Source organism: Micromonospora sp. CPCC 205561 (genome assembly GCF_036906775.1).
In the GTDB taxonomy this organism is placed as follows: Bacteria; Actinomycetota; Actinomycetes; order Mycobacteriales; family Micromonosporaceae; genus Micromonospora.
This window is the reverse complement of record NZ_JBAKHV010000019.1, coordinates 52,137-76,758: the sequence shown is the minus strand read 5'-3', so window position 1 is coordinate 76,758 and position 24,622 is coordinate 52,137. Positions and strand designations below refer to the sequence as shown.

The following is a 24,622-nucleotide window of genomic DNA, read 5'->3' as shown; positions in this document are numbered from 1 at the left end:
GGAAGTGCCGGTGACCTTTCGGGCGGGACTCGCCCGGCAACGGCACGCCGGACGTCGGGGGTGTGGCATATGGTCGCGCAATGGGTGGCACCAAGGCCGCGGCCGAACAGATCGAGGTGGCCGGGCACGACGTCCGGCTGACCAGCCCCGACCGGGTGATCTTCCCGCAGCGCGGCTTCACCAAGTCCGACGTCTTCCACTACTACCTCGCCGTGGGCGACGGGATCATGCGCGCCCTGCGCGCCCGTCCCACCACGTTGCAGCGCTTCCCCGAGGGCGTCGGGGGCGAGGCGTTCTTCCAGAAGCGGGTGCCCACCCGCGGCGTGCCGCCGTGGGTGCAGACCACCACCATCAGCTTCCCGAGCGGCCGCAGCGCGGCGGAGCTCTGCCCGGCCGACCTGGCGCACGTGGCATGGGCCGCCCAGATGGGCACCGTCGTGTTCCATCCGTGGCCGGTGCGCGCCGCCGACGTCGACCGCCCCGACGAGCTGCGCGTCGACCTCGATCCGCAGCCCGGCACCGACTTCGCCGACGCCGTCTCCGCCGCCGGGGAGCTGCGGGCGCTCCTCGACGAGCTGGGCGTCGTCGGCTGGCCGAAGACCTCCGGCGGCCGCGGCGTGCACGTCTACCTGCGGATCGCGCCGCGCTGGACGTTCACCGAGGTGCGCCGGGCCACCATCGCGCTGGCCCGCGAGCTGGAACGGCGGCGGCCGGAGCTGGTGACCACCGCCTGGTGGAAGGAGCAGCGGGGCGCCCGCGTCTTCGTCGACTACAACCAGATGGCCCGGGACCGCACCATCGCGTGCGCGTACTCGTTGCGGGCCAACGCCCGGGCCACCGTCTCCACCCCGGTCACCTGGGACGAGCTGCCCGACGTCGACCCGGACGACTTCGACCTGCGCACCGTCCCGGCCCGGCTGGCCGAGCGGGGCGACCCGCACGCCGGCATCGACGACGCCGGGTGGGACATCACCCCGCTGCTGGAATGGGCCGACCGGGACGACGCCGCCGGCCAGGGCGACATGCCCTATCCGCCCGACCACCCGAAGATGCCCGGCGAGCCGAAGCGCGTGCAGCCCTCCAAGGACCGCGACCGGCCCCGCTGACCGTCCCACCCGCCCCGGCGCGCCGGGGCGGGCCCGCCGCCACCCCGTCCGGCCCCGTCCTCCGGGCGCGTCCCGGCGGCGGGGCCGGGGGCCGCGGGCGTCACCGCCGGCCGGCGAACGCCTCCACGGCGGCCTTGGCCGAACGCAGGTCCGCGCCGGTCGCCCTCCGGTACGCGGCGATCGCCTTGATCTTGTCGCCCCGGGCCAGGTGGTCACGCACCTCCGGCGGCACGGGCGCGCTGTCCACCACGCCCAGGTGGTCCATCACGAGCTGGATCCGACGCTCGATCTCGGCGAGTCGGTACGTGGTCCGCGCCTGCTGGGCGGCGGTCGGCAGCTGGACGGCGAGCAGTACGACGACGACCACCATCAGAGCGCTGAGAACCATCTCCATCCGGTGATGGAAGCACAGCCGCGCCAGCCAGCCGGCCGGAGCCGGGCGCCGGCGGAGGGGCGAAGCCCGGATCGCCGGGTAACGATCAAGTAACGGGCGCGAACCTTTCCCGGCCCGTCGCCGCTCTCCCTGATCGTCGGCCCGGCTGCGGGCCAGGGGAGGGCGTCGGATGAAGCTGGTGTGGAGGCGGGCCCGCGAGGCGCGGGGGCTGCTGCTCGCCGCGGCGGTCGCGGCCCTGGTGGCGGTCGCGATGGTCACCGGGCTCTCCGACTACAACCGCCGTGCGGTCGAGGCGGGCCAGCGTGCCCTGCTCACCGGGGCCTCGTTCGAGGAGCGCAGCCTCCTGGTGAGCGGTGCCGCCGGCCGGGACGCCACCGAGTACGCCACCCGGGACCGCGCCGTCCGCGACGGGTTCGCCGCCGGCCTCGGCGGTGCGCCGGTCACCGTCGCCGCCGCCCGGTACGGCGGCGGCCGCGAGCTGACCGGGGACCTCGGTCCCGTGGTCCCGGACGGCGACGACCCCGTCTTCGCCAACCTGGCGACCCTCGACGACCTGCCCCGCCACGCGGAGCTCACCGCCGGCGCCTGGCCCGTCCCCGGGGCCACGCCGACGCAGGTGACGCTGCCCGAGAAGGTGGCGGGCGCGCTCGGCATGACCGCCGGCGACCGGGTCCCGATGCTGGACCGCCGCTCCGACCGGCCGAGCACGGTGGTGCTCGTCGGGACGTGGCAGCCCCGCGACCCGACCGACCCGTACTGGCGGCTGGCCCCGGGCGTCGGCGCCGGCAGCGTGCCGGACCCCGGCACCTCGTACGGGCCGTTCGCGCTGGATCCGGCCGACTTCGTCGCCGCCTACCCGGGCTCGGTGTCGGCGTCCTGGGTGGTCGAGCCGGACCTCGCGGCGGTGGCCAACGCGGGCCGGCTGCTCGACGTGCGGCGGGCGCTGACCGCCGCCCTCGCCGAGGTGCCCGAGGCGGCCGGGCTGGGTTCCTCGGGCCAGACCGTCACGGCGATGGACCGGCTGCTCGACCGCGTCGTCCGGGCCGACCTGGTGGGGCGCTCCTCACTGGCCACCCCGCTGCTGCTGATCGTGGTCCTCGGCGGGTACGCGCTGGTGCTGGTCGCCGCCCTGCTGCACGAGGACCGGCGGGGGCAGACGGCCCTGCTCCGGGCCCGGGGCGCCGCGCGGCGTCAGCTGGCCGGCCTGGCGGCCCGGGAGGCCACCCTGGTCGTGCTGCCCGCCGGCGTGCTGGGGCCGGTGATCGCCGGCGAGGCGCTGCGGCACGTCGGCGGCGGCGCGGGCGCGCTGACGCTCACGCCCGGCGACAGCACGCTGGTCTGGGCCGCCGCGGCCGCCGCGGCCGCCGGTTGCCTGGCGGCGATGGTCGTCCCGACGCTGCGGGGAGCCGGCACGTACGTCGCCGACATGGCGGCCCGGTCCCGTCCCACCCGCGCCGCCAGCGTCCAACGGGCCAGCCTCGACCTCGTGCTGGTCGGGTTCGCGGTGCTGGCCTGGACGCAGCTGCGCCAGTACTCGTCGCCGGTCACCGGGGCCGGTGGGCGACTCGGGGTCGATCCGCTGCTGGTCGCCGCGCCGACGCTGGGCGTGCTCGCGGGCGCGGTGGTGGCGCTGCGGCTGCTCCCCCCGGCGACCCGGTTCGCCGAGCGGTTCGTCGACCGCAGACCGTGGACCGCGACCATGTTCGGCATGTGGCAGGCGGGGCGGCGCCCGCACGCGGGCCCCGTCCTGCTGCTCGCCCTCGCCGTCGGCGGCAGCACCCTGGCGTGGTCCCTGGTCACCACCGGCGAGCGGTCGCAGGCGGACCAGGCCGAGCACACCGTCGGCGCCGACCTGCGGGTGGTGGAGCGCACCGGCGCCGCGCCCGACGACCGGGCCGGCCGGCTCGCCGCGCTGCCGGGCGTCGGCACCGCGCTGCCGGCCTGGCGGGACGAGATCCGAGTCGGCCGCGGCGACCTGCCGACCACGGTGGTGAGCCTGGACGCCGCGGGCGCGGCGGGCGTCGTGCGGCTCAACGAGCGGCTGTCCGACGAGCCCCTGCCGGCGCTGCTGGACCGGCTGACCCGGGCGCGGGGCGCGCCGGCCGGCATCGAGCTGCCCGCCGGCACCCGGTCGCTCGCCGGCACGGTACGCACGCCCGTGCGCGCGGCCGTCACGCCGCACCAGGTCGGCCTCTGGGTGCTGCTGACCCGGGCGGACGGGCTGGCGCTTCGGCTTGCGGCGGGCAGCGGCGGCAGCGACGGCCGCCCGGTGCCGTTCACCGTCGCCGTCCCCGCCGGGGAGGGCCCCGTACGACTCTCCGGCTTCGAGGTCGACGGCGGAAGCGCGCGCGGGCAGGTGTACCGCGTGGAGGTGTCGGACCTGCGGCTGGTCGGCGCCGACGGCGCGACCCGGCCGGCGTCGCTGGACGGCGAGTGGGCGGCCGTCGACGGCCAGGGCAAGCCGGCCGGCGCGACGGTCACGGCCGCCGGACTGAGCGCCGAGTGGCAGGTCGACTACCGGGCGGGCGGCCGGTTCGCGTTCCAACCGCCGAGCCGCTTCGCGGTGGTGCCGGCCGGCGGCGACGAGCCGGTGCCCGCGCTGATGACCCCGGCGGTGCGCGACGCGCTGAGCCTGGAGGTGGGTGAGACGGTCGACCTCGTGCTCTCCGGCGCGACGCTCCCGGTCACCCTGGTCGGCGAGCTGGAGGAGGTGCCGGCCACCGCCGGCGAGGGCGTGCTGCTGGACCTGCCGGCGGCGGCGGGCTGGCTGCTGCGGGACCGGGGCGGGGTCCGGCCGGTCGCGGAGTGGTGGCTGAGCACCGACGACGGCGGCCATGCCGAGGCGGCCCGCGCGGCGGCCGGGTTGGCCGGCACCAACCTGCTCGACCGGCGCGAGGTGGCCGAGCGGGCCGCCGGCGACCCGTACTGGCAGGGGGCCCGCACCGGGCTGCTCGCCGCCGCGCTCGGCTCGGTGCTGCTGGCCCTCGTCGGCCTGATCGTCGACGTCTGGGCGACCGCCCGGCACCGGCTCGGGGAGTTCGCCGTGCTGCACACGCTCGGCGCCAGCCCTCGGCTGCTGGCCCGGGCGCTGCTGGCCGAGCAGACCTTCCTGGCCGGCATCGGCGTCGGGGTGGGCCTGCTGCTGGGCGCCGCGGTCGGCGCGACGATGGCCCCGCTGGTCATCCTCACGCCGTCCGCCGGCCGGCCGGTGCCCGAGGCCGCCTTCGTGCTGCCCTGGCTGCCCATCGGCCTGACCGCGGTCGGCCTGCTGCTGGCGGCACTCGCCTTCAGCGCGTTCATCGCCCTCGGCATCCGGCAGCGGGTGGCCGTGGCGCAGCTGCGGATCGGGGGAGACCGGTGACCGGGTGGAGCGTAGGGACGAGCGGGAGCGGGGACGCGGCGTGGTGAGCATCGGGGCCGTCGCCCGCCGGGTGCGGGCGCACGGTGGGCAGTTCCTGCTCCTCGCGGCGCTGACCCTGGTCGTCACGCTGCTGGTCAGCGGCATGCCCCGGGTCGTCAACGGGCACATCCAGGAGGGCCTGCGGGCGTACCTGGGGGCCGTGCCGCCGCAGCAGCGGGACGTGACGTACTCGACCGGGCCGATCGCCGCGCCGGACAACGACACCTCCCTGGTGGCCGCGCACCAGGGCGACCTGGCGACGCTGGAGGCCGGGATGCCGCCGGTCGTACGCCGGATGGTCGAGCGGCGGTGGTTCACCGGGGAGACCACGGCCGGCCGGGTGGTGGGACCGGACCTGGCGGCGAAGAACCTCATGGTCGACCTCGGCCTGCGGGCGGTGCCCGGGATCGAGGAGGCCGGCAGGCTGGTCGAGGGGCGCTGGCCGGCCGACGCGCCGAAGGGCCAGCCGACGCAGGTGGCGCTGGCCACGGACGCCGCCGCCAAGCTGAACCTGCGGCTCGGCAGCCGGCTCACCCTCGGCCAGCCGGGACCGCCCACGCCCGATGCCCCGCCCCCCACCCAGGTCACCGTGGTCGGTCTCTTCCAGCCCCGGGAAGCCGCCGACGGGTTCTGGGACGGCCTGCCGCCGCTGCTGCGCGTCGTCGAGCCGGTCGGGGACGGCCAGCCCGTCATCGCCGTCGGCGTCGTCGACGGCGCCGCGCTGAACCGCCAGGCCGTCGCCGGCTGGCCGCTGACCTTCAGCTGGCGCTACCGCCTGGGCGCCGACGGCATGGACGCCCGCGAGCTGGACCAGGTGCTCGACGGCCTCCAGCAGCTGAGCCGGGAGGCGGCCGGCCGCAACCTCGTGCAGGGGCTGGACATCCCGTTGCGGCAGTTCTCCGCCGAGGTGGAGAGCGCCCGGACGGTGCTCGGGGTCATCGCCGCGGGCGTACTGGCCACGCTGGCCGGGCTCGTCGCGCTGGCCGCCGGGCTGCTGGCGCGCCGTCGGCGGGCGGAGTTCGCGCTGCTGCGGGCCCGGGGCGGGGCGGCCACCACGGGCGCGGGCCGCAGCCTGGCCGAGGCCCTGCTGGTGGCGCCGCCCGCGGCCACGCTCGGCTGGCTGGTCGGCAACCTCGCCCCGGGGGCACCGGGTGAGACCCTGTGGCTCGCCGTCGCCGCGACCGTCCTGGTGGCGTTCGCGCTGCCGGTGGCCACCCTCGCCGCGTCCAGGGCCGGCGCGGGCCGGCACGACCTGGTCCGGGCGCGCCCCTCCGCACGTCGGCTCACCGTGGAGGGCGGACTGCTGGTCCTCGCGGGCCTCGCGGTCGTGCTGCTGCGCCGTCGCGGCCTCACCTCCGGGGAGGTCGATCCGCTGCTGGTCTCGGTCCCGGTGCTGCTGGCCGTCGCCGCGGCGGTGGTCGCGATGCGGCTGTACCCGTGGCCGCTGCGGCTGGCCAGCCGGCTCGCGGCCCGGGCCCGGGGCAGCGTCGCCTTCCTGGGCACCGCCCGCGCCGGCCGGTCGGTCGTCGCCGTACCGCTGGTGGTCGTCGTGCTGGCCATCGCGACCGCGGCGTTCTGCGCGGTGACGGCCGCCGGCATCGAGGCGAGCCGGGACCGGGCCGCCAGCCGGGTGGTCCCCGCCGACGCCCTGATCCTGGGGGACCGGATCGCCCCGGAGACGGGCGCCGAGCTGGAGCGGCTGCCGGGGGTCCGCGCCGCGAGTCCGGTGCTGTACGAGGCGGGCCAGCGTCTGGCGAAGGACGCGATCGGCACCGAGACCCGGCTCGGCGGGGTGACCGTGCTGATGGTCGACGGTCCGGCCCTGGCCCGGATCGTCCGCGAGTCCGACGTCGACGTGACGGTGCCGGCGGCCCTGCTCGCCCCCGCCGGGGGAGGCGGTCCGCTGCCCGCGGTGGTCTCCCCGACGGTCGCCGCCGAGCTGGCCGACGCCGGCCTCGACGGCTCCGCCTTCGTCAGCGCCCAGGGCCAGCGGTACGAGTTCCGGGTCGCCGGGCGGGCGGAGAGCTTCCCGCTGCTCCGCGCGGACAGCAGCCGGTTCGTCGTCCTGCCCTGGCAGTCCCTGCCCCGGCGGGACTACGCCGCCGTGCCGACCGGCTTCCTGGTGGCCGGCGACGACCTGGACGGCGAGGCGCTGCGCCGGGCCGGCGACGCGGGACAGTCCCGCTTCCAGACGGACGGGGCGGTCGCCGGCCGGGAGCGCCCGCGCGGCGTGCAGGTGCTGACCTTTGCGGACACCCGGCGGCAGGTGGGCGAGGGCGGCGCGAACGCCCTGCTCGCCTTCGGCTTCGCCGCCGGCGCGGCCGGGGGCACGGTCCTCGGCCTGCTCGCGGTCGCCTTCACGGTGCTCGCAGGCGCCCGGGAACGCGGTCAGGTGCTGTCCCGGTTGCGCACCCTCGGCCTGTCCCGGCGCCAGTGGCGCGGGCTGCTGCTGGTGGAGCTGGCCCCGCTCGTGGGCGTCTCGGTGGTTACCGGCGCGCTCGTCGGCACGGCCCTGCCGCTGCTGCTCACCCCGGTGCTCGGCCTGTCCGCCTTCACCGGCGGCGTCGAGGTCCGGGTGGCGTTCGAGCCCGGCCTGGCGGCCGGGGTCGTCGCGCTCGGGGCGCTCGCCCTCGGCTTCGCGGTCGCCGTCGAGGCCCTGAACAACCGCCGGACGCGCCTCGGCGAGGTGCTCCGGCTCGGAGAGGAGAGCTGACAATGACCGCTACCGCGGAGACCACCGCCGTACCGGACCTGGCCGCCCTGCAACAGCGGGCCGCCCAGCGCGCTGCCGAGCGCGCGGGCGGCCGGGACCGGTTGCGCGGGCACATCGTCTGCGACGGGCTGGTCCGGATCTTCAAGACCGAGGGCGTGGAGGTGGTCGCGTTGCAGGGGCTCGACCTGGTCATCGACCGGGGCGAGCTGGTGGCCGTCGTGGGCGCCTCCGGATCGGGCAAGTCGACGCTGCTGAACATCCTCTCCGGGCTCGACACCCCCACCGCCGGCATCGCCCGGGTGGGCGGTTACGACCTGCTGAACCTCTCCCACCGGCGGCGGCTGAGCTACCGACGGGAGATGGTCGGCTTCGTCTGGCAGCAGACCGGCCGCAACCTGCTGCCGTACCTGACGGCGTTGGAGAACGTCGAGCTGCCGATGCGGCTCGCCGGGCGGCGGGGCGGCCGGCGGGCCCACCGCGAGCGGGCCCGGGAGCTGCTCGACCTGGTCGGGGTGGGCCACTGCGCCCACCGGCGGCCCGGTCAGCTCAGCGGCGGGGAGCAGCAGCGCTGTGCGGTCGCGGTGGCGGTGGCCAACGACCCCGAGGTGCTCTTCGCCGACGAGCCTACCGGCGAGCTGGACGAGGCGACCGGCGCCGACGTCTTCGGGGCGCTGCGCACCATCAACGCCGAGCTGGGCGTCACCATCGTGGTCGTCACCCACGACCACGCCGTGGCAAGCCAGGTGCGCCGCACCGTCGCGATCCGCGACGGCCGGACCGCCTCCGAGGTACGCCGCACCGCGCGGGTGGGCGCGGACGGCAGCACCGAGCTGGTCAGCGAGGAGTACGCCGTGCTCGACCGCGGCGGCCGGATGCAGCTGCCGGCGGCCTTCGTCGACGCGTTGTCCCTGCGGGACCGGGTGCGGCTCGACCTGGCGCCGGACCACGTGCAGGTGCGGCCGGGCGACCGGGCGCGCGACGAGCGGGAGACGAACCGGTGAGTGGGTGGGGGATCAACCGGTACCGCGCGGTCGAGCCGGTCGGCCGCGCCGAGAACGACGGGACGGGATCATGAACGAGCGGGACGCGGTGCGGGACGGGCGGTCCCCCGAAGCGGTGGCGGGCGCAGCGGTCACCGGCGGGGCGGCGGGCGTCGGGGTTCCCGGTGAGGTGGCCGCCGCCCCCGTCACCGGCGGGCCGGCGGCGGGCGTCGGCGGCGCGGCGGCGGGCGTCGCGGTCACGGACGAGGTGGTCCGGGTGGAGGGGGTCCACCGCACGTTCGGTCGCGGCGAGCACGCCGTGTACGCGGTGCGGGACGTCTCCTTCGCCGCCGGTCGGGGCGAACTGGTGGCCCTGCGCGGCCGCTCGGGTGCGGGCAAGACCACCCTGCTGAACCTGGTGGGCGGGCTGGACCGGCCCGACTCGGGGCGGGTGGTGGTGGCCGGGCGCGAGGTGACCGGCGCCGGCGAGCGGGAGCTGCTGGAGCTGCGGCGCGACAGGATCGGCTTCGTCTTCCAGACCTTCGGGCTGGTGCCGATCCTGTCCGCCGCGGAGAACGTGGGCGTGCCGCTGCGGCTGGCGCGCGTTTCGGCGACCGAGCGCGAGGAACGGGTGGCGATGCTGCTGGAGCTGGTCGGCCTCGGTGGGCACGCCGCCCAGCGGCCGTACGAACTCTCGGGCGGCCAGCAGCAGCGGGTGGCGGTGGCGCGGGCCCTGGCCAACGAGCCGGACCTGCTCATCGCCGACGAGCCCACCGGCCAGCTCGACTCCGAGACGGGCCGGTCGATCATGGACCTGCTCCGGGCGGTGGTGCACGCGCGCGGCATGACCGCGCTGGTCGCCACCCACGACCCGGCCCTGATCGACCTCGCCGACCGCGTCCTCACCCTCCGCGACGGCCACCTCCTCCCCACCTGACCCTCCCCCTCCCGCCGCCCCCTCCCGCCGCCCCCTCCCGCCGCCCCCTCCCGCCGCCCCCTCCCGCCGCCCCCGCACCCGGACTCACCGCCGATCTTGCAGTTTGCGCCCGTCCCGTGGACGTGATGCCCCATTCGTCGGGGCAGAAAGTGCAAGATCGCCGACGAGGGAGGGCGAGGGAGGGCGAGGGGCGGGGGCGGGGGCGGGGGCGGGGTGGGTCAGAGGGGGAGTTTCATGCCCTCGTGGGAGGGGGTGAAGCCGAGGCTCACGTAGAAGCGGTGGGCGTCGTGGCGGGTTTTGTCGGTGGTGAGCTGGGCCAGGGCGCAGCCGCGCTGCTTCGCCTGTTCGATCGCCCAGGTGATCATCTGTCGGCCGAGCCCCTGCCCGCGTACGTCGGAGCGGACCCGGACGGCCTCGATCAGCTGCCGCTGCGCGCCGTGCCGGCCCAGGCCGGGGATGTACGTGAGCTGCATGCAGCCGAGCAGCTCGCCGTCGGCGTCGGCCACGATCAGCTGGTTGCGCGGGTCGGCGTCGATGTCGGCGAACGCCTTCTCGTACGCCTCGTCGACCTGCGTGAGGTCGCGGGTCCTGCCGAGCACGTCGTCGGCGAGCAGGGCGATCACGGCGGGCAGGTCGGCCCGGACGGCCTCGCGGAAGATCACGTCACTCATGGCGTCAGCGTGGCACAGCGATCGGACCCGATGACGGGCGGAGCTTGCCGGCAGGGGGCAACATGACTCCCCATGGAGGTCCTGCTGCTGCCGTTCCGATTGATCTACCGGGGACTGGTCTGGTTCGCCAACTCACCCCGGACGTTGATCATCTCGTACCTGCTGATGATCGTGGTGGCCGGCGTCATCTACGGCCAGGTGGAGCACCGCAGCGCGGCGGACGCGGTCTGGTGGGCGGTGGTGACCGCCTCCACCGTCGGGTACGGCGACATCTCCCCGGTCAGCTGGCAGGGCCGTACGCTCGCCGCCCTGCTCATCTCGACCATGGTGCTGCTGGTCATCCCGTTGATCACCGCCCACTTCGCCAGTCAGCTCATCGTCGACGACGACGCCTTCGAGCACGAGGAGCAGGAGCAGCTCAAGGCCGACGTCCGCCGGATGCGGGCCCTGCTAGAGGAGATGGCCGCCCGGCAGGGCATCGACCTGCCGGAGCTGCCGCCGGAGCGACCGGTCAGCGGGCCGGGCAGCGCAGCCCCTCCCGGGGCACCGTCAGGTCGATCAGGTAGGCGTCGACCGCGGCGGTGATGCAGGAGGTCTGCGGGTAGGCGGTGTGCCCCTCACCCTCCCAGGTGAGCACCCGCCCCACGCCCAGCATCCGGGCCAGCGCGCCGGTCTGCTCGTACGGGGTCGCCGGGTCCCCGGTGGTGCCCACCACCAGGATCGGCGGTGCGCCGTCGGCCCGGCCGGTCGGGTACGGGTCGCGCCCGCCGGGCCACTCGGCGCAGGAGAGCAGGCCGACGGCCAGGGCCGGCCCGAACAGCGGGTACTTGGCCCGCCACTGCGACTGGAGCTGGCGGATCCGCTCGCGGGTCGGCTTCTCCTCCTCGTCGGCGCAGTTGACCGCCAGGTTGGCGTCGAACATGTTCGAGTAGCGCCCGTCGGAGTCCCGGTCGGCGTACGCGTCGGCGAGGCGGAACACGTCCTCCGGGTCGCCGCCCGCCAGCCTGTCGACGGCCCCGGCCAGCTCCTGCCAGCCCGACTCGGTGTAGAGCGACGAGATGATCGCGTAGAAGACCCAGCCGGCGGTGGCCTCCCGGCCGTCGTCCCCGCGTACCGGGGACACCCGGGCCTTGTCGATGGCCGAGGTGACCGCGGCCCGAGCGTCGGGGGCGATCGGGCAGCGCCCGGCGTTGGCCGCGCACCAGGTGGTGAAGTTGCCGAAGGCCCGCTCGAAGCCCTTGGCCTGGCTCTCCGAGCCGGCGATCAGGCCCTGCCGTGGGTCGACCGCCCCGTCGAGCACCAGCGCCCGTACCCGCTGCGGATAGAGCTGCGCGTAGGTGGCGCCGAGCAGGGTGCCGTAGGAGTAGCCGAGGTAGGTCAGCTTGTCGTCGCCGACGGCGGCGCGCACCGCGTCCATGTCCCGCGCGGCCTGCTCGCTGCCGTAGAGGGGCAACTGGTCGCCGTAGCGCGCGCCGCAGCCGCGTCCGATGCGCTGGCTGAGCGCGACGAACCCGTCGAACGAGGCCTGGCTCGCCGGGTCGGGGTCGTAGCCGAAGCTTGCGTCCAGGTCCTCGTCGGGGATGCACTCGACCGGGCTGGAACGGGACACCCCGCGCGGGTCGAAGCCGACGATGTCGAACCGGTCGGTGACCGAGGCGGGCAGCCCACCGAACGCCGGGCCGAAGGAGAGGTAGACGGCCGTGTCGACACCCGACCCGCCGGGCCCGCCCGGGTTGAGCACCAGCGAGCCGATCCGGTCGCGCTGCTTGGTCGACCGGGCGCGCAGCAAGGCGATCTCGAAGGTCTGCCCGGCGCCCGGGCCGGTGGCGGCCCCGGCGCCCGTGCCCCAGTTGCGGGGCACCTTGATCCGCGCGCACTCGTAGCGCATGTTCGGCGCGCTCCGACCGACCAGTTCCTCGGCCACCTCGGGGCAGGCCCGCCAGGTGGGCGCCGCCCCCGGGGCGGCCGCCTCGCCGCCGGCGTCCGTCCGGGGGGCGATCGCCGGCAGGGTGCAGCCGGCGCCCAGCAGCGCCGCGGCGGCCAGGCCGGCGAGGGTGAGCCGGAACCGGCGGATCCGGTCGGGGGTGCGGGTCACGAGCGGGCCTCCGTGATCGGGTCGACGGCCAGGCTACGCCGGGTCGGGCGAGGACCCCACGGTCACCGTCGGATCGCCGCGCAGCACCTGGTCCACATCGAACCGTACGGGCCGGTCGAGCTGGTCGTAGCGGCAGGAACGGGGGTCGCGGTCGGGCCGCCAGCGGACGAACCGGGCGGTGTGCCGGAACCGGTCACCCTCCATGGCGTCGTAGCCGACCTCGACCACCAGCTCGGGTCGCAGCGGCTCCCACTCGAGGCTGCGGGTGCCCGTCCAGCGGCTCACCCCGCCGGGGAGGCGCTGGCCGCGCTCGTGGTCGCCGTGCACCCACGGGTGGCCGGCGCCGACGTCGCGGTAGGGCTCCAGCTCCTCCAGCAGCTCCGCCCGGCGGGCCATGGTGAACGAGGCGCTCACCCCGACGTGGTGCAGCACCCCGTCGTCGTCGTAGAGGCCGAGCAGGAGCGAGCCGACCACGGGGCCGGACTTGTGCCACCGGAAGCCGGCCACCACCACGTCGGCGGTGCGGGCGTGCTTGACCTTGAACATGAGCCGCTTGCCCGGCTCGTAGAGCAGGTCGGCCGGCTTGACGATCAGGCCGTCCAACCCGGCGCCCTCGAAGACGTCGAACCAGCGGCGCGCGGTGTCGACGTCGGTGGTCACCTGGGTGACGTGCACCGGCGGGCGCACCCCGGCCAGCGCCGACTCCAGCCGGGCGCGACGCCGGGGGTAGGGCTGGTCGAGCAGCGTCTCGTCGTCGAGGGCGAGCAGGTCGAAGGCGACGAAGTCGGCCGGCGTGGTCTCGGCGAGCAGCTGCACCCGGGACGCGGCGGGGTGGACGCGCTGGGCGAGCTGCTCGAAGTCGAGCCGCGGCTGCCCGCCCGGCCCGTCGCGCCGGATCACGATCAGCTCGCCGTCGACCGCGCAGCGCTCGGGCAGCTGGCGGCGGGCCTGCTCGACCACCTCCGGGAAGTAGCGGGTCATCGACTTGCCGCCCCGGCTGGAGAGCTCCACCTCGTCGCCGTCGCGGAAGACGATGCACCGGAAGCCGTCCCACTTCGGCTCGTAGGTCATCCCGGGTGCGGTGGGGACCCGGGGGACGCTCTTGGCCAGCATCGGCTCGACCGGCGGAGTGATCGGCAGCTTCACGGCGACCAGTCAACCAGACGGCACCGACAGTCGTGAGGCAGATCACGCCCGGTGACTGGGCGGCGTGTCCGGGCGCGCGCCGCTCGTACCGCGCTGGGTGAATCAGGAAACCGCAGGTCAGAGCTACTTTCGCGGGGTGGCGGAGTGGGTCTGCGGATGCTGCGGGCGGTGGCGGGTGAGCGTCGAGCTGATCGGCGGCCGCCACCGGTACCGGCTGGTGCGCCGGTATCCCCGCCAGTACGGCGGCGGCAAGGACGTGCTCGGCGAGGTGGGCTCCGTCGCGGAGCTGGAGGAGTTGCTGCGCCGGCGTACCCCCCTCGGGCTGGCCGACCTGCGCGAGGCCGCCTGACCCACGGCGACCGCGCCCGACGGCGGCCGGACCCCGGCCCGACCGGCGGGGAACCGTCGGCCGGCCCGCGGGGGCGGACCGGCCGGGGGTGTGACGCCGGCCGGAGGACGGGCGCACGTGCGCTGTCACGTTTCGCCGGGCAGCCCCGTCGAGACCGGTGGCGGCGCCGCCGGGTGCCGCCTTCGGGGAGGGGGCGAGATGCGGTTCGAGGCCGGTACGGAGGTGGCCGCCGAGGCCGAACAGGTCTGGGCGGTGCTGGTCGACGTCGAACGGTGGTCGGAGTGGACGCCCTCGGTGCGCCGGGCGTCACGCGGGGAGTCGGGTCCGCTCGCGGTGGGTGCCACGGCCCGGCTGGAGCAGCCGAAGCTGCGACCGGCGGTGTGGCGGGTCACCGAGCTGGTCGAGGGGCGGTCGTTCTCCTGGGTCTCGCGCAGCCCGGGGGTGACCTCCCTCGGGGAGCACCGGGTGTCGCCGCTGCCCGGCGGGCGTTGCCGGGTCGAGCTGGTCATCGCGCAGTCGGGCCCGCTGGCCGGCCCCGTGGGCTGGCTCTACGGCGACCTGACGCGCCGCTACCTGCGGATGGAGGCCGACGGGCTCAGGCGTCGCTGCGAGCGGGACTGACCGCCGGCTTCTCCAGCAGGGCGAGCCGGATGCCGTTCGGATCCGGCCGGTGCCCGACCACCCGGTAGCCGTGCCGGCGGTACAACCGCAGGTTCCGCTCGCTGTCGGCGCCCGTGAAGAGGGCGAAGCGGCGGACCCGGCCGGCGCAGGCCGCCTCCACCGCGCGCAGCAGCCGTCCGCCGACGCCCCCGCCCTGCTGGTCGGGGGCGACGGAGAGCCGGCCGACGTGCGCGGTGTCGCCGTCGACCCGCGCCCGGACGGAACCGACCAGCCGGTCGCCGAGCCGGGCGGCGAGCACCGTCACCGGGCCGGCGAGCGCGGCCCGCACCTCGTCCAGGGTCTCGGTCAGCGGCGGCAGGAACGGGTCGGCGTAGCGCTGGGCCTCGGTGAGGTACGCGGCGCGCTGCACGGTGAGGATCTCGCCGGCGTCGGTGACGTCGGCGGGGACGATGCGCGGCTCGGTGATCACGCCGACAGCCAACCACAGTCACCGGGCGGCGCGCCCGCACCGGCCGTACGCTGGCGGTGTCCCGTCGACCAGTGGGGGTGCGCCGTGCCGGCACCGACCTATCCGCACGTCGGCGCCACCGAGACCGGCGCGCTGCCTGCCGGCTGGCGGCACGTGCGGCACCGGATCCGGCTGCCCGACGGTTGTTTCGCGGCGGCCGGCGCGGCGGTGCTCGGCTGGCGCCTGCACCGGGCGGCCGGCATCCGGCTGGAGGTGGCGGCCGACCGGGCCGCACCCGGTGTGCGGGTGGTCTCCCGGCTGGGCGTCGGCCCGCTGCGGCTGGCCGCGCCCTGCGAGGTGGTCTGGGCCGTCGACGACGGGCGGCGGGCCGGCTTCGGGTACGGCACGCTTGCCGGGCATCCCGCGCGCGGCGAGGAGGCGTTCGTGGTCAGCCGGGACACCGCCGGCCGCGTCTGGTTCGAGGTGGTCGCCTTCAGCCGCCCGGACCGCTGGGTCATGCGCGCGGCCGGGCCGGCCGGGCGGGCCTTCCAGCACGCGTACGCCTGGTGGCTGGGCCGCACCCTGCGCCGCCTCTGCGCCCGCTCCTGACCGGGCCGCGCACGGCGTCGCCCGCTGGGCGCAGCGCCCGCCTCAGAACCGGGCGAAGGAGCGGATCGGCATCCGTGGGCCGAACTTCGGCGCCTGCACGCCGCCGGCCGCCAGCAGCACGCAGACCCGCCCCCGGTGCCCCCGGAACGGCTCCAGCAGGGCCAGTATCCGGGCGTCGTCGCCGCGCGGCTCGCCCGCCAGGGCCCAGGCCACCGTGTTCGGCACGTGGAAGTCGCCGACGCTGACCGCGTCCGGGTCGCCGTACGCGATCCGTACCACCTCGGCGGCGGTCCAGGGCCCGATGCCGGCGACGGCGGTGAGCCGGCGGGTCGCCTCGGCGGAGTCCGCGCAGCGTTCCAACCGGTCGGCGACGGCGGCGGCGCGGCGCAGTGTCTCGGCCCGGCGCTGCTCGACGCCGAACGGGTGGAACACCCAGTACGGGGTGGCGGCCACCGCCGCCGGCTCCGGCGGCAACAGCAGCGGCTGCATCGGCCCGGGCGCCGTCTCGGCGAAGTGCCGGACCGTCGCCGCGTACGCCCGGTACGCCTCCTTGCCGGTCACCTTCTGCTCGAAGACCGCCCGCAGCAGCCGGGGGAAGACCTGACCGGTGGCGGGCATCCGCAGCCCCCGGTGCTGGGCGGCGAGCCGCGCCACCACGGGGTGGGCGGCGGCGAGCGGGGCGAACGCGGTGACGTCGTCGCGGAGCCCCGCGATCCCGTCCGCCCGCCGCACCACCCAGTCGGCCCCGGGGCCGTAGCCCTCGGCGAGCAGGTTCGCGCCGGCCGGCCGCAGGGCGAGGGTCGCCGGCCCCTCCGGGGTGCGGGTCGCGTACCAGAAGGTGCCGGCCGCGACGCGCGCGCACGGGTCGTACGGGCTGAAGGTCAGCGCCCGGACCGACGCGGCCAGCCGGTAACCGACGGGCGGGCGCAGCTCCCGGCGGGCGGTGGGTTCGGTCGCGGTCACCCGGCACATGCTGCCACGTCGCGGTCGGGGGACCGGCGGCACCGCCGGCGCGCGGTGCGCCGGCGGTGCCACGGGCCCGCGGTGCGCCCGGCCGGCCGGGCCCTCCCGGCGGCGACCGGCCCGGCGGATCAGTACGAGTAGTTCGGGGCGTCCTGGCCGCCCTGGTCGGCCGCCGGCGGGGCGACCGGCTTCGGGGTGCCCGTCGGCAGGCAGCTGAGGTTCTTCCGGCCGTCCGGGGCGACCACGAACCAGGTGCCGCCCACCCCCTGACCCTTCCACTGGCCGGGCTTCCGGTCGCCGACGTAGCGGTAGAGCGGCCAGCCGCCCAGGGTGATCTGCTTGGTGCCGTCCTGCCGGGTGACGGTGCCGACCCTGTCGTCGGAGACGCCGTTGAGCTGCGGGCTGCCGTCGGTCAGCGCCGGGGGCCAGACCTGGGCGCACTTGTCGACGCAGTTCGACGTGGGCGGGTCGGCGGTGTCCTTGTCGAAGCGGTAGAGGATCCAGCCCTCCTGGTCGGTCACCACGCTGCCCATCCGGGCGACCTTCCTGCCGTTCAGCTCGTCGGTCAGGTCCGCGTCGACAGGCGGCGCGTCGGCGGCCGGTGCCGCCGGGGACGGCGAGGCCGGGGGGTCGGCAGTCGCGCCGGGTTCCGTCGCGGTGACGGCGACCGGCTCGGCCCCGCCCGGATTCGCGCCCTCGTAGCCCGCGGGAGCGCAGGCGGTCAACGCGACCAACGCGCTCGCGACGACGGCGGTTCGCTTCATATGTGCCACGTGCCCTCCTCGTACTTGGCGGTTCACCGGTGGATACGCGGGGGGCGCCGGCAAGGTTGAAGGCGGGACGGTGGTCGATCTCACGGCGAACGGTTGAACCGTCCGGCCCGGAGATCCGTTTCCCGGTCCGAGGGGGGCCGCGGAACCGCCGGAAGAAACGCGAACCCCCTGCGGACGGTCGCGGGGGGCCCGGTCGGGGATGGCGCGAACGGTCGGCGCCGGCGTCGCACCGGCCGGCGCCTGACTCGCGGCGAGGGCTACATCGGCACGGTGACCAGCGGGCTCGCCACCCCAGCGGCGTCCACCGACTGCACCTGGAACTGCCTGATGTCGCCCCTGCGGGTGGAGGTGGTGGCCGACAGCGTCAGCGCCTCCCCGTTCGCGTTGGTCCCGTAGCCCGTGCCCGGCACCGACCAGGTGGAGATCACCTCGCTGGTGTTGTTCCTCCGCACCACCACCAGCCGGCAGGTCCGCGGCCCGGGCAGCCGCTCCAGGGTGAAGCTCACGTTCGTGCCGAACTGCTTGGCGGCCACGAAGAAGGTGGCCTGCACGCCGGTGGTCTGGTCGACGACGTTGGTCTTCTCGCCCTCCACCGGGACGGGGCCGCCGAGGTTCGGGTCGTTCGGGTCGCTGGACCGGGTCGCCCTCGGCACCTCGACCGGGGCGGTGGCGGTCGGCTCGGCGACCACCTCGGGAGCGCTCCGCCCGGCGATGGTGGCGAAGCCGATCCCCGTCAGCCCGCCGAGGACCACCACCGCGGCGGCCGTGGCGAGCACCCGCCGCAACCGGTTGCGCCGGCGGTGCGCGCGCACCGCGACCAGCGTCCGGTCCAGCAGGGCGGGATCGGTCCGGGTCTGCTCCAGCGCGGACATCGTCTCGCCGTCGATGTCGGAGAGCAGGCCGACGACCGGCACCATCGTCTCCAGCTCGGCGGCGCACGCCCAGCAGGTGGCGAGGTGCTCCTCGAACCGTGCCGTGTCGTACTCGTCCAGCACGCCGAGCGCGTACGCCGCGACGTCCAGGTGGTCCGCCCGGCTCATTCCGTCACCCCCCGTTCCTGTAGGGCCGTGCGCAGCGCGCGCAGCGCGTAGTAGACCCGCGACTTGGCGGTGCCGAGGGGAAGCCCCAGCTCCTCGGCCGCCTCGGGCACCGTCCGGCCCCGGAAGTACGTCGCCACCAGGATCTCCCGGTGCGACTGGCTCAGCGTACGCAGCGCGTCCGCCACCGTCATCGTGCGCAGCACCCGGTCGGTGCTGTCCGCCTCGGCGAACGCGGTCAGGTCCCGGTCGTACGTCTCGGCCGGGCGGGCCTGCCCGCTGCGGTGCTCGTCGATGGCGATGCGCCGGGCCACCGTCACCAGCCACGGCCGCAGCGAACCCTGCCCCTGCCCCAGCCGGTGCGCGTTGCGCCAGGCCCGCAGCAGCGTCTCCTGGACGATGTCCTCGGCCCGCTGCCGGTCCCCGCCGGTGAGTCGCATGACGAACGCCAGCAGCGGCCCGGCGTGCTCGGCGTAGAGCAGCCGGATCAGCCGGTCCGAGTGACCCGCCTCGGTGGACGGTGCAGCGTGGTGGCGCCCGGGGGCGGATCTCGGCGTCACCGGCCCATTCTGGCGAGCCGCCTGCGGGGCGTCGACCCCGCGAGCCGACGCGTCCGGCCGGGACTGCGACCGCGCGGACATCCACTCCGGCCGCGCCCCGTCGCCGTGCCAACCGGCCGCCACCGCGTGCATGCAGACCTCCGGGTGTCCGATCACGTCGGCCGTCCCGCACGGACACGGCCGCCCGGTGGTACGCGGCGCACCGCCGAACGGATCAACGACGCCCGAAAAAGATTCCGGTCAGCGGCGCACGGAGAAGATCCCGGGCGGCGGCGGGGTCGAGTCGGTGGCGTCGGCGTCGCGCACCACCGGGGCGCCGCCCGCGAAGCGGTCGAGTTCCTCCCCGGCCAGCACCCGGCCGGGGAACCAGTCACCGGCGGCGCGCCGGGTCAGCTCCGGCACCGGCGGCTCGACCCGGCCCGCCACCAGCACCAGGTTGCCGAAGCGCCGCCCCCGCAGCACCGCCGCGTCGCCGACCAGGCAGGCCTGCGGCAGCACCGACCGGACCGTGGCGACCTGCCCGCGCGCGTGGCGCAGCGGCGGGCCGTCGGCGACGTTCGCCAGGTGGAAGCCGGCGGGACGCAGCACCCGGGCCACCTCGGCGGCGTACTCCACCGAGGTCAGGTGGGCCGGGGTGCGGGCACCGGCGAAGACGTCGGCGACCACCACGTCGTAGCTGGCGTCGGGGCTGGCCGCCAGCACCGCGCGGGCGTCGCCCACCCGCACCCGCAGCCGGGGATCCGACGGCCAGGGCAGGGCGCGGCGGACCAGCTCCACGAGCGCCCCGTCCACCTCGACCACCCGCTGGGTGGAGCCCGGCCGGGTGGCCGACACGTACCGGGGCAGGGTCAGCGCGCCGCCGCCGAGGTGCAGCACCCGCAGCGGCGTGCCGGCCGGGGCCACCAGGTCGATCGCGGCGGCGAGCCGCCGCACGTACTCGAACTCCAGGTGGGTGGGGTCGGCCAGGTCCACGTGGGACTGCGGGGCGCCGTCCAGCAGCAGCGTCCACGATCCCGCCCGGTCCGGATCCGGCACCAGTTCTGCCTGGCCGGTGTCCACCGGCGCGGCCACCGTGTCGTTCGCCCGTCTGCGCCCCATCAGCGTCGGGCCCGCGCGGCGGTGGTGAGCACCCGGTGCAGCAGCCGCGCGTCGCCGAGCAGCGCCCGCAGCCGGCGCTCCAGGCCGGCGATGGGGATGAGGTTCTGCGGCGCCCGCGGATCCTTGTAGGGGGTGGAGGCGAACCGCGGCAGGGTGACCAGCGACAGGTCGGCCAGCCCCACCGCCTCGTCGATGTCGAGCTCGGCGGAGCACTCCATCCGGACGATCCCCGCCCAGGGCGCGCCGAGGGCCACCGGCAGCCGCAGATACCACGACCAGCCGCCCCAGGCCGTGCCGAGCTTGAACACCGGGGAGCGCTCGCCGGCCGCCAACTGGGTGACCACGGCGGTCAGCCGGGCGTCCAGGTACTGGCTGTGCTGGGTCTTGATGTACCCGAGGGTCCGTGGCAGCTGCCGCCGGTTGCGCAGCGGGCCGTCGACCACCAGCAGGTCGCCGTCCGTCCGGGCCGCCCCGGAGACCTCCACCTCCAGCGCGGTCAGCGGACCCTGCACGGCGGCCGGGAGCTTGTTCAGCTCGCCCGTGCCGCTGACCCGGTGCACCGGGTAGCGGACGCTGCCCGCCACCACGTCCACCGCCGACGGGCTGGCGGTGAAGAGCCCTCTGCCGACCTTCGCCCCGGCGAGCTGCGCCGCGCCGCGCACCAGGTCGCACCGGACCACCCCGGCGGCGTACGACGCGGCCAGGCCGGGGAAGGAGGCGCCGTCCTCCTCCGCCGTCCAGACGCTCGCGTCGATCCGGCGCACCCCGTCGACGAGCAGCACCACGTCGGGGGCGCGGACGCCGGGGCGCACCCCGATGGCCCGCCAGTCCACCGCCGGCAGCTCGGCGTCGGCGTCGACCTGGGCACTGCTCGGCGCGGCCGGGCCGCCGGCCGATGCCTCGAACGAGGCGCCGTACGCCGGATCCCACGCGTCGACGAAGAACCGGGGGTCGCTCACCACAGCGGACCTCTCGTCGTGGCCGCCGGGGCCCCGCTCACCGGCCGGTCCGCTCGACGCGGGCCGACCGGGCGTCCTTGCTGACCTCGAAGCGGACCGGGATCCGTTCGGCCAGGGCCGGCACGTGGGTGACGACCCCGACCATCCGGTCGCCCCGGGCGGCCAGGCTCTCCAGGGTGGCCGCCACCGTGTCGAGAGTGGCCGCGTCGAGGGTGCCGAAGCCCTCGTCCAGCACGATCGACTCCAGGCTCGCCGCGGTGGTGGACATCCCGGCGAGCTGCTCGGACAGCGCCAACGCCAGCGCCAGCGACGCCTGGAACGTCTCCCCGCCGGAGAGGGTGCGCACCCCCCGGCGCAGTCCCGCGTCGTGGTGGTCGACCACGAAGAACTCGCCCTTGTCGTGCACCAGGTCGTACTGGCCGCCGGAGAGTTCGCGCAGGATGCCCGAGGCGCCGGCGACGAGCAGGTCCAGCGCCTCCGCCAGCAGCCACCGCTCGAAGTTGTTGGCCCGCAGGTGCCCCGCGAGCGCCCGGGCCACCTGCGCCTCGTGCTCGTACCCGGAGCGCTGCTCGCGCAGCCCGCCGGCCTGCTCCCGGCGTCGCTCCAGCTCCCGCAGGTCGGCCTCGGCCCGCTCCAGGGCGCGGTCGGTGGCGCGTACCGGATCGTCGGCGGGCGGCAGCCCGGCCGCGGCGAGGAGGCCCGCGATGCGCTCACCGACGCCGGCGGCCACCGCCTCGGCCTCCGCCACCGCCGCGGCCCGCCCGGCCCGCTCCGCCCGGCGGCGCTCCGCCTGCGCGCCGGCCCATCCGGTGAGGGCGTCCCACGCGGCGCCGAGGTCGTCCCGGTCGGCCGCCGGCGGCCCGAACCGGGCCAGCCCGTCGCGGGTCGCGTCGAACGCCCGCCAGGTCGACCGCAGCCGCTCCTCGGCGGCGTCCACCGCCGCCCGGGCCCGCCGCGCCGCGTCCCGGCCGGCCCGCACCGCCGCCGCCGACTCCTCCAGCGCCCTGCGCAGCCGGGCGTGCTCGTCCAGTTCGCGGCGCAGCACCGCCGGCTCGGCGGCCCCCGACAGCTGGCCGTCCAGCTCGGCCAGCCTCGCCTCCAGCTGGTCCTGCCGGGCCCGGGCGCGCAGTACCGCCCGCTCCAGATCCCGGGCCGCGGCGTCGCGCTCACGCACCACCGACTGGGCGGCCTGGCTGGCGGTCCGCGCCGCCCGTCCCGCCGCCGTGGCGGCCGCCACCGCCGAGTCGGCGGGCACCGCGGGCACCGCCGCCACGGTCTGCTCACAGACCGGGCAGGGCGTCCCGGCCCGCAGGTGCGCGCGCAACGCCACCGCCTGGTCGGTGGCCTTCGCCTCCTCGTGCGCGCGGAAGGCGGCCTCCAGCTCCGCCTCGGCCCGCTCGGCCGCCGCCCGCGCCTCGGCCAGCGCCGCCACCGCCGCGCCGTGCTCGGCCTGCGCCCCGGTCACCGCCGCGCGGACCGTCTCGGTCTCACCGGCCAGCTTCTCCCGATCGGTGTACGCCCGCAGCAGCAGCCGCAGGGCGCTCTCGTCGCCGGCGGCGGCCAGCTCGCCTCGGAGCTTCTCCTCGCGCTCCTCGGCCAGCGACACCGCCGTCGCCGCCTCGTCCGCACCGGCCCGCGCCGCCGCGACCGCCCGGGCCACCTCCGCCACCCCGTCCGGCGCCCGCACGGCGGTCAGCACGCCCAGCTCGGCGTCGAGGACCGCCAGGGCCGCGCCCGCCTCCCGCGTCGCCGTGCGGGCCGCCTCCAGCTCCGGCAGGGCGGCCGTCACCGCCCCGGCCAGCTCCCGCATCCGGTGCACCCGCGCGGTCGTCGCCGCCAGCGCGTCGTCGTCGGCGTCGGTGAGCCCGGCGAGCGCCTGGTCGACCGCCTCCAGCTTGGCCTCGGCCCGCGTGGCCCGTGCCGTCGCCCGCTTCTGCACCTCCTCGTAGACCCCGAGGCCGAGCAGGTTGACCAGGATCTGCTGCCTGGTGGCCGGCTTGGCGTGCAGGAAGTCCGCGAACTGCCCCTGCGGCAGCACCACGCAGCTGGTGAACTGCTCGTACGGCAGCCCGACCGCCTCCAGCACCGCCTGCTCCATCTCGGCCGGCGTGCCGGCCACCACCTCGCCGAGGTCGTCCGGGCTCAGCCCGGTGTCGAGCTTGGTCACGTCGAAACCGGCCGGCATCAGCTGCAACCCGGCGTTGGCGGTCTTCACGTTGCCCCGGCCGTCACGGCGCACCACCCGGGTCGCCACGTAGCGGGAACCGCCCGACTCGAAGACCAGCCGGACCCGCGCCTCGGTGGCCGACGGCGCCAGGGCGTTGCCGAGGCCCCGGGTCCCGCCCCAGCGGGGCACCGTGCCGTAGAGGGCGAAGCAGATGGCGTCCAGCACCGTCGACTTGCCGGAGCCGGTCGCCCCCACCAACGCGAAGAAGTCGGCGTCGGTGAAGTCGACGGTGGTCTCGTCCCGGAAGACGGTGAAGCCCGCCATGTCCAGCCGCATCGGCCGCATCAGTGCTCGACCTCCTCGAAGAGCTCGTCGAAGAGCTCCCGCACCCCGTCGTCGGTGTGCCCGCGGCTGTCCAGGTAGTCGGCGAAGAGCTGCCGGGGCGAGCGGCCCGCCCGCTGCGCCACCCGGGCGCCGCTGCCCGCAGCGGGCAGCAGCTCCGGGTCGATCCGGATCTCCAGGGCCCGGGGGAGCAGCTCCTGGACCTCCTCGCGCAGCCCGGCGCGCGGCTGCTCCCGGACGAACACCCGCAGCCAGGCGTCCGGCGCCTCCAACTCGGCCAGCTGGGCCAGCGTGCCCCGGACCGTACGCAGCGCCGCCGCGGCGGTCACCGGCACCTCGCGAACCTGCGCCGCCGTGGTCGCCGTGACCTCGACGACCGTCACCGACGGCACGTTCTCCTGCTCGCCGAAGTCGATCGCGAGCGGGCTGCCGCTGTAGCGGATCGGGCAGGGGCCCTGCACCCGCTGCGAGCGGTGCAGGTGGCCCAGCGCCACGTAGTGCGCCGTGCCCGGGAACACGGTGGCCGGCACCGCGTAGCCCAGCACCGTGTGCGCGTCCCGCTCGCCGCCGCCGGTGGTCGCGCCCACGACGGTCAGGTGGGCGGTGACCAGGTGCACCCGGTCCGGCTCGGTGAAGCTCTCGGTGAGCCGGCCCAGCACCCGGCCCAGGTGGTCGGCGTACGTCTGGTTGGCCTCGGCCGCGGTCAGCTCGTACATCTCGACCGCGCGGACGGCGTAGCGCTGCGAGAGGAACGGCAGCGCGGCGAGCCGCCAGCGCTCGCCGCCGGCGGTGGTGCCGTCGACGACGTGCTCGTCCGGGTCCTCCCGGACGCCGCCGCGCAGGGTGATCCCGGCGGCCTCGGCCCACGGCCGCAGCGCGTCGAGGGCCTGGCCGTTGTCGTGGTTGCCGCCGATGGCGACCACGTCGGCGCCGGTGCGGCGCAACGCGGTCAGGGCCCGGGTCACGAGCCGGGTGGCCTCGGGCGTCGGGGCGGCGGTGTCGTAGAGGTCACCGGCGACGATCACCAGGTCGGGCGCCTCGGCGCGGGCGACGTCGATCACGCCGGCGAGGACCCGCTTGTGCTCCTCGGCCCGCGACTGGCCCTTGAGGACCTTGCCGACGTGCCAGTCGGAGGTGTGCAGGATCTTCACGGTGCCAGCCTTTCGTTCGCGACTGCGGGGCTCGCGGGCTCGCTCCTCGCGCTCACGGGTGCCAGCCTTTCGTTCGCGACTGCGGGGCTCGCGGGGTCACTCC

The 24,622-nt window shown here is 76.5% G+C and carries 22 protein-coding genes; 9 read left to right on the top strand and 13 right to left on the bottom strand.

The window, feature by feature from the left end:
• Positions 1-80 precede the first annotated feature (80 nt).
• Entirely contained in the window at positions 81-1,106 is a 1,026-nt protein-coding gene (ligD, locus tag V6V16_RS12970; protein ID WP_334562249.1) for a non-homologous end-joining DNA ligase, read from the top strand.
• 100 nt (positions 1,107-1,206) lie between these two features.
• Here the strand turns inward: ligD and V6V16_RS12965 are convergent, their stop codons facing one another.
• Positions 1,207-1,500, bottom strand: coding sequence for a hypothetical protein (locus V6V16_RS12965; RefSeq protein WP_334562248.1), 294 nt, complete (start codon positions 1,498-1,500; stop codon positions 1,207-1,209).
• A gap of 169 nt (positions 1,501-1,669) precedes the next feature.
• Between V6V16_RS12965 and V6V16_RS12960 the strand changes: the two genes are divergently transcribed.
• The 4 genes from V6V16_RS12960 to V6V16_RS12945 all read left to right on the top strand — a co-directional run bounded on the left by V6V16_RS12960 (position 1,670) and on the right by V6V16_RS12945 (position 9,530).
• Complete coding sequence (locus V6V16_RS12960) at positions 1,670-4,861, top strand: ABC transporter permease (RefSeq protein ID WP_334562247.1); 3,192 nt, start codon at positions 1,670-1,672, stop codon at positions 4,859-4,861.
• Positions 4,862-4,865: 4 nt separating this feature from the next.
• Positions 4,866-7,613: an FtsX-like permease family protein gene (locus V6V16_RS12955; RefSeq protein WP_334562246.1), complete on the top strand. Its 2,748-nt coding sequence runs from the start codon at positions 4,866-4,868 to the stop codon at positions 7,611-7,613.
• Positions 7,614-7,615: 2 nt separating this feature from the next.
• Positions 7,616-8,614: an ABC transporter ATP-binding protein gene (locus tag V6V16_RS12950; protein ID WP_334562245.1), complete on the top strand. Its 999-nt coding sequence runs from the start codon at positions 7,616-7,618 to the stop codon at positions 8,612-8,614.
• A 70-nt stretch (positions 8,615-8,684) separates the two neighbouring features.
• Positions 8,685-9,530, top strand: coding sequence for an ABC transporter ATP-binding protein (locus V6V16_RS12945; RefSeq protein ID WP_334562244.1), 846 nt, complete (start codon positions 8,685-8,687; stop codon positions 9,528-9,530).
• A gap of 218 nt (positions 9,531-9,748) precedes the next feature.
• Here V6V16_RS12945 and V6V16_RS12940 read toward each other — a convergent pair whose 3' ends face one another.
• Positions 9,749-10,201: a GNAT family N-acetyltransferase gene (locus tag V6V16_RS12940; protein WP_334562243.1), complete on the bottom strand. Its 453-nt coding sequence runs from the start codon at positions 10,199-10,201 to the stop codon at positions 9,749-9,751.
• Positions 10,202-10,273: 72 nt separating this feature from the next.
• Here V6V16_RS12940 and V6V16_RS12935 point away from each other — a divergent pair, with 72 nt between their 5' ends.
• Positions 10,274-10,786 (top strand): potassium channel family protein, encoded by a 513-nt coding sequence (locus V6V16_RS12935; RefSeq protein WP_334562242.1) that lies wholly within the window; start codon positions 10,274-10,276, stop codon positions 10,784-10,786.
• Here V6V16_RS12935 and V6V16_RS12930 read toward each other — a convergent pair.
• Both V6V16_RS12930 and V6V16_RS12925 read right to left on the bottom strand, forming a co-directional pair.
• Entirely contained in the window at positions 10,713-12,296 is a 1,584-nt protein-coding gene (locus V6V16_RS12930) for an alpha/beta hydrolase (RefSeq protein WP_442934078.1), read from the bottom strand. The genes V6V16_RS12935 and V6V16_RS12930 overlap by 74 nt on opposite strands.
• A 33-nt stretch (positions 12,297-12,329) precedes the next feature.
• Positions 12,330-13,442, bottom strand: coding sequence for an ATP-dependent DNA ligase (locus V6V16_RS12925; protein WP_334562241.1), 1,113 nt, complete (start codon positions 13,440-13,442; stop codon positions 12,330-12,332).
• A gap of 136 nt (positions 13,443-13,578) precedes the next feature.
• Here V6V16_RS12925 and V6V16_RS12920 point away from each other — a divergent pair, with 136 nt between their 5' ends.
• Both V6V16_RS12920 and V6V16_RS12915 read left to right on the top strand, forming a co-directional pair.
• The gene (locus V6V16_RS12920; RefSeq protein WP_334562240.1) at positions 13,579-13,791 is read left to right on the top strand and encodes a hypothetical protein; all 213 of its coding nucleotides are present in this window, start codon (positions 13,579-13,581) and stop codon (positions 13,789-13,791) included.
• A gap of 198 nt (positions 13,792-13,989) precedes the next feature.
• Positions 13,990-14,412, top strand: coding sequence for an SRPBCC family protein (locus V6V16_RS12915; RefSeq protein WP_334562239.1), 423 nt, complete (start codon positions 13,990-13,992; stop codon positions 14,410-14,412).
• On the opposite strand, the gene V6V16_RS12910 is transcribed toward V6V16_RS12915, so the two are convergent.
• Positions 14,387-14,881: a GNAT family N-acetyltransferase gene (locus tag V6V16_RS12910; protein WP_442934077.1), complete on the bottom strand. Its 495-nt coding sequence runs from the start codon at positions 14,879-14,881 to the stop codon at positions 14,387-14,389. The two genes, V6V16_RS12915 and V6V16_RS12910, sit on opposite strands and share 26 nt — an antisense overlap.
• A gap of 84 nt (positions 14,882-14,965) precedes the next feature.
• Here V6V16_RS12910 and V6V16_RS12905 point away from each other — a divergent pair, with 84 nt between their 5' ends.
• Entirely contained in the window at positions 14,966-15,469 is a 504-nt protein-coding gene (locus V6V16_RS12905; protein WP_334562238.1) for a DUF1990 family protein, read from the top strand.
• A gap of 42 nt (positions 15,470-15,511) precedes the next feature.
• On the opposite strand, the gene V6V16_RS12900 is transcribed toward V6V16_RS12905, so the two are convergent.
• The 8 genes from V6V16_RS12900 to V6V16_RS12865 form a co-directional block, all read right to left on the bottom strand.
• Entirely contained in the window at positions 15,512-16,432 is a 921-nt protein-coding gene (locus tag V6V16_RS12900; RefSeq protein ID WP_334562237.1) for a DNA-3-methyladenine glycosylase family protein, read from the bottom strand.
• A gap of 128 nt (positions 16,433-16,560) precedes the next feature.
• On the bottom strand, positions 16,561-17,205 hold the full coding sequence (locus V6V16_RS12895) for a hypothetical protein (RefSeq protein ID WP_442934076.1): 645 nt from the start codon (positions 17,203-17,205) through the stop codon (positions 16,561-16,563).
• Between the two features lie 257 nt (positions 17,206-17,462).
• Entirely contained in the window at positions 17,463-18,245 is a 783-nt protein-coding gene (locus V6V16_RS12890; protein ID WP_334562236.1) for an anti-sigma factor family protein, read from the bottom strand.
• Positions 18,242-18,934, bottom strand: a complete 693-nt coding sequence (locus tag V6V16_RS12885) for a sigma-70 family RNA polymerase sigma factor (protein WP_334562268.1) — start codon at positions 18,932-18,934, stop codon at positions 18,242-18,244. Before V6V16_RS12885 ends, V6V16_RS12890 begins: the two co-directional genes overlap by 4 nt.
• A gap of 108 nt (positions 18,935-19,042) precedes the next feature.
• Positions 19,043-19,900: a spermidine synthase gene (locus V6V16_RS12880; protein ID WP_334562235.1), complete on the bottom strand. Its 858-nt coding sequence runs from the start codon at positions 19,898-19,900 to the stop codon at positions 19,043-19,045.
• Entirely contained in the window at positions 19,900-20,859 is a 960-nt protein-coding gene (locus V6V16_RS12875; protein WP_334562234.1) for a hypothetical protein, read from the bottom strand. Before V6V16_RS12875 ends, V6V16_RS12880 begins: the two co-directional genes overlap by 1 nt.
• Positions 20,860-20,896: 37 nt before the next feature.
• Positions 20,897-23,371 (bottom strand): SMC family ATPase, encoded by a 2,475-nt coding sequence (locus V6V16_RS12870; RefSeq protein WP_334562233.1) that lies wholly within the window; start codon positions 23,369-23,371, stop codon positions 20,897-20,899.
• On the bottom strand, positions 23,371-24,519 hold the full coding sequence (locus V6V16_RS12865) for an exonuclease SbcCD subunit D (protein ID WP_334562232.1): 1,149 nt from the start codon (positions 24,517-24,519) through the stop codon (positions 23,371-23,373). Before V6V16_RS12865 ends, V6V16_RS12870 begins: the two co-directional genes overlap by 1 nt.
• Between the last annotated feature and the right edge of the window lie 103 nt (positions 24,520-24,622).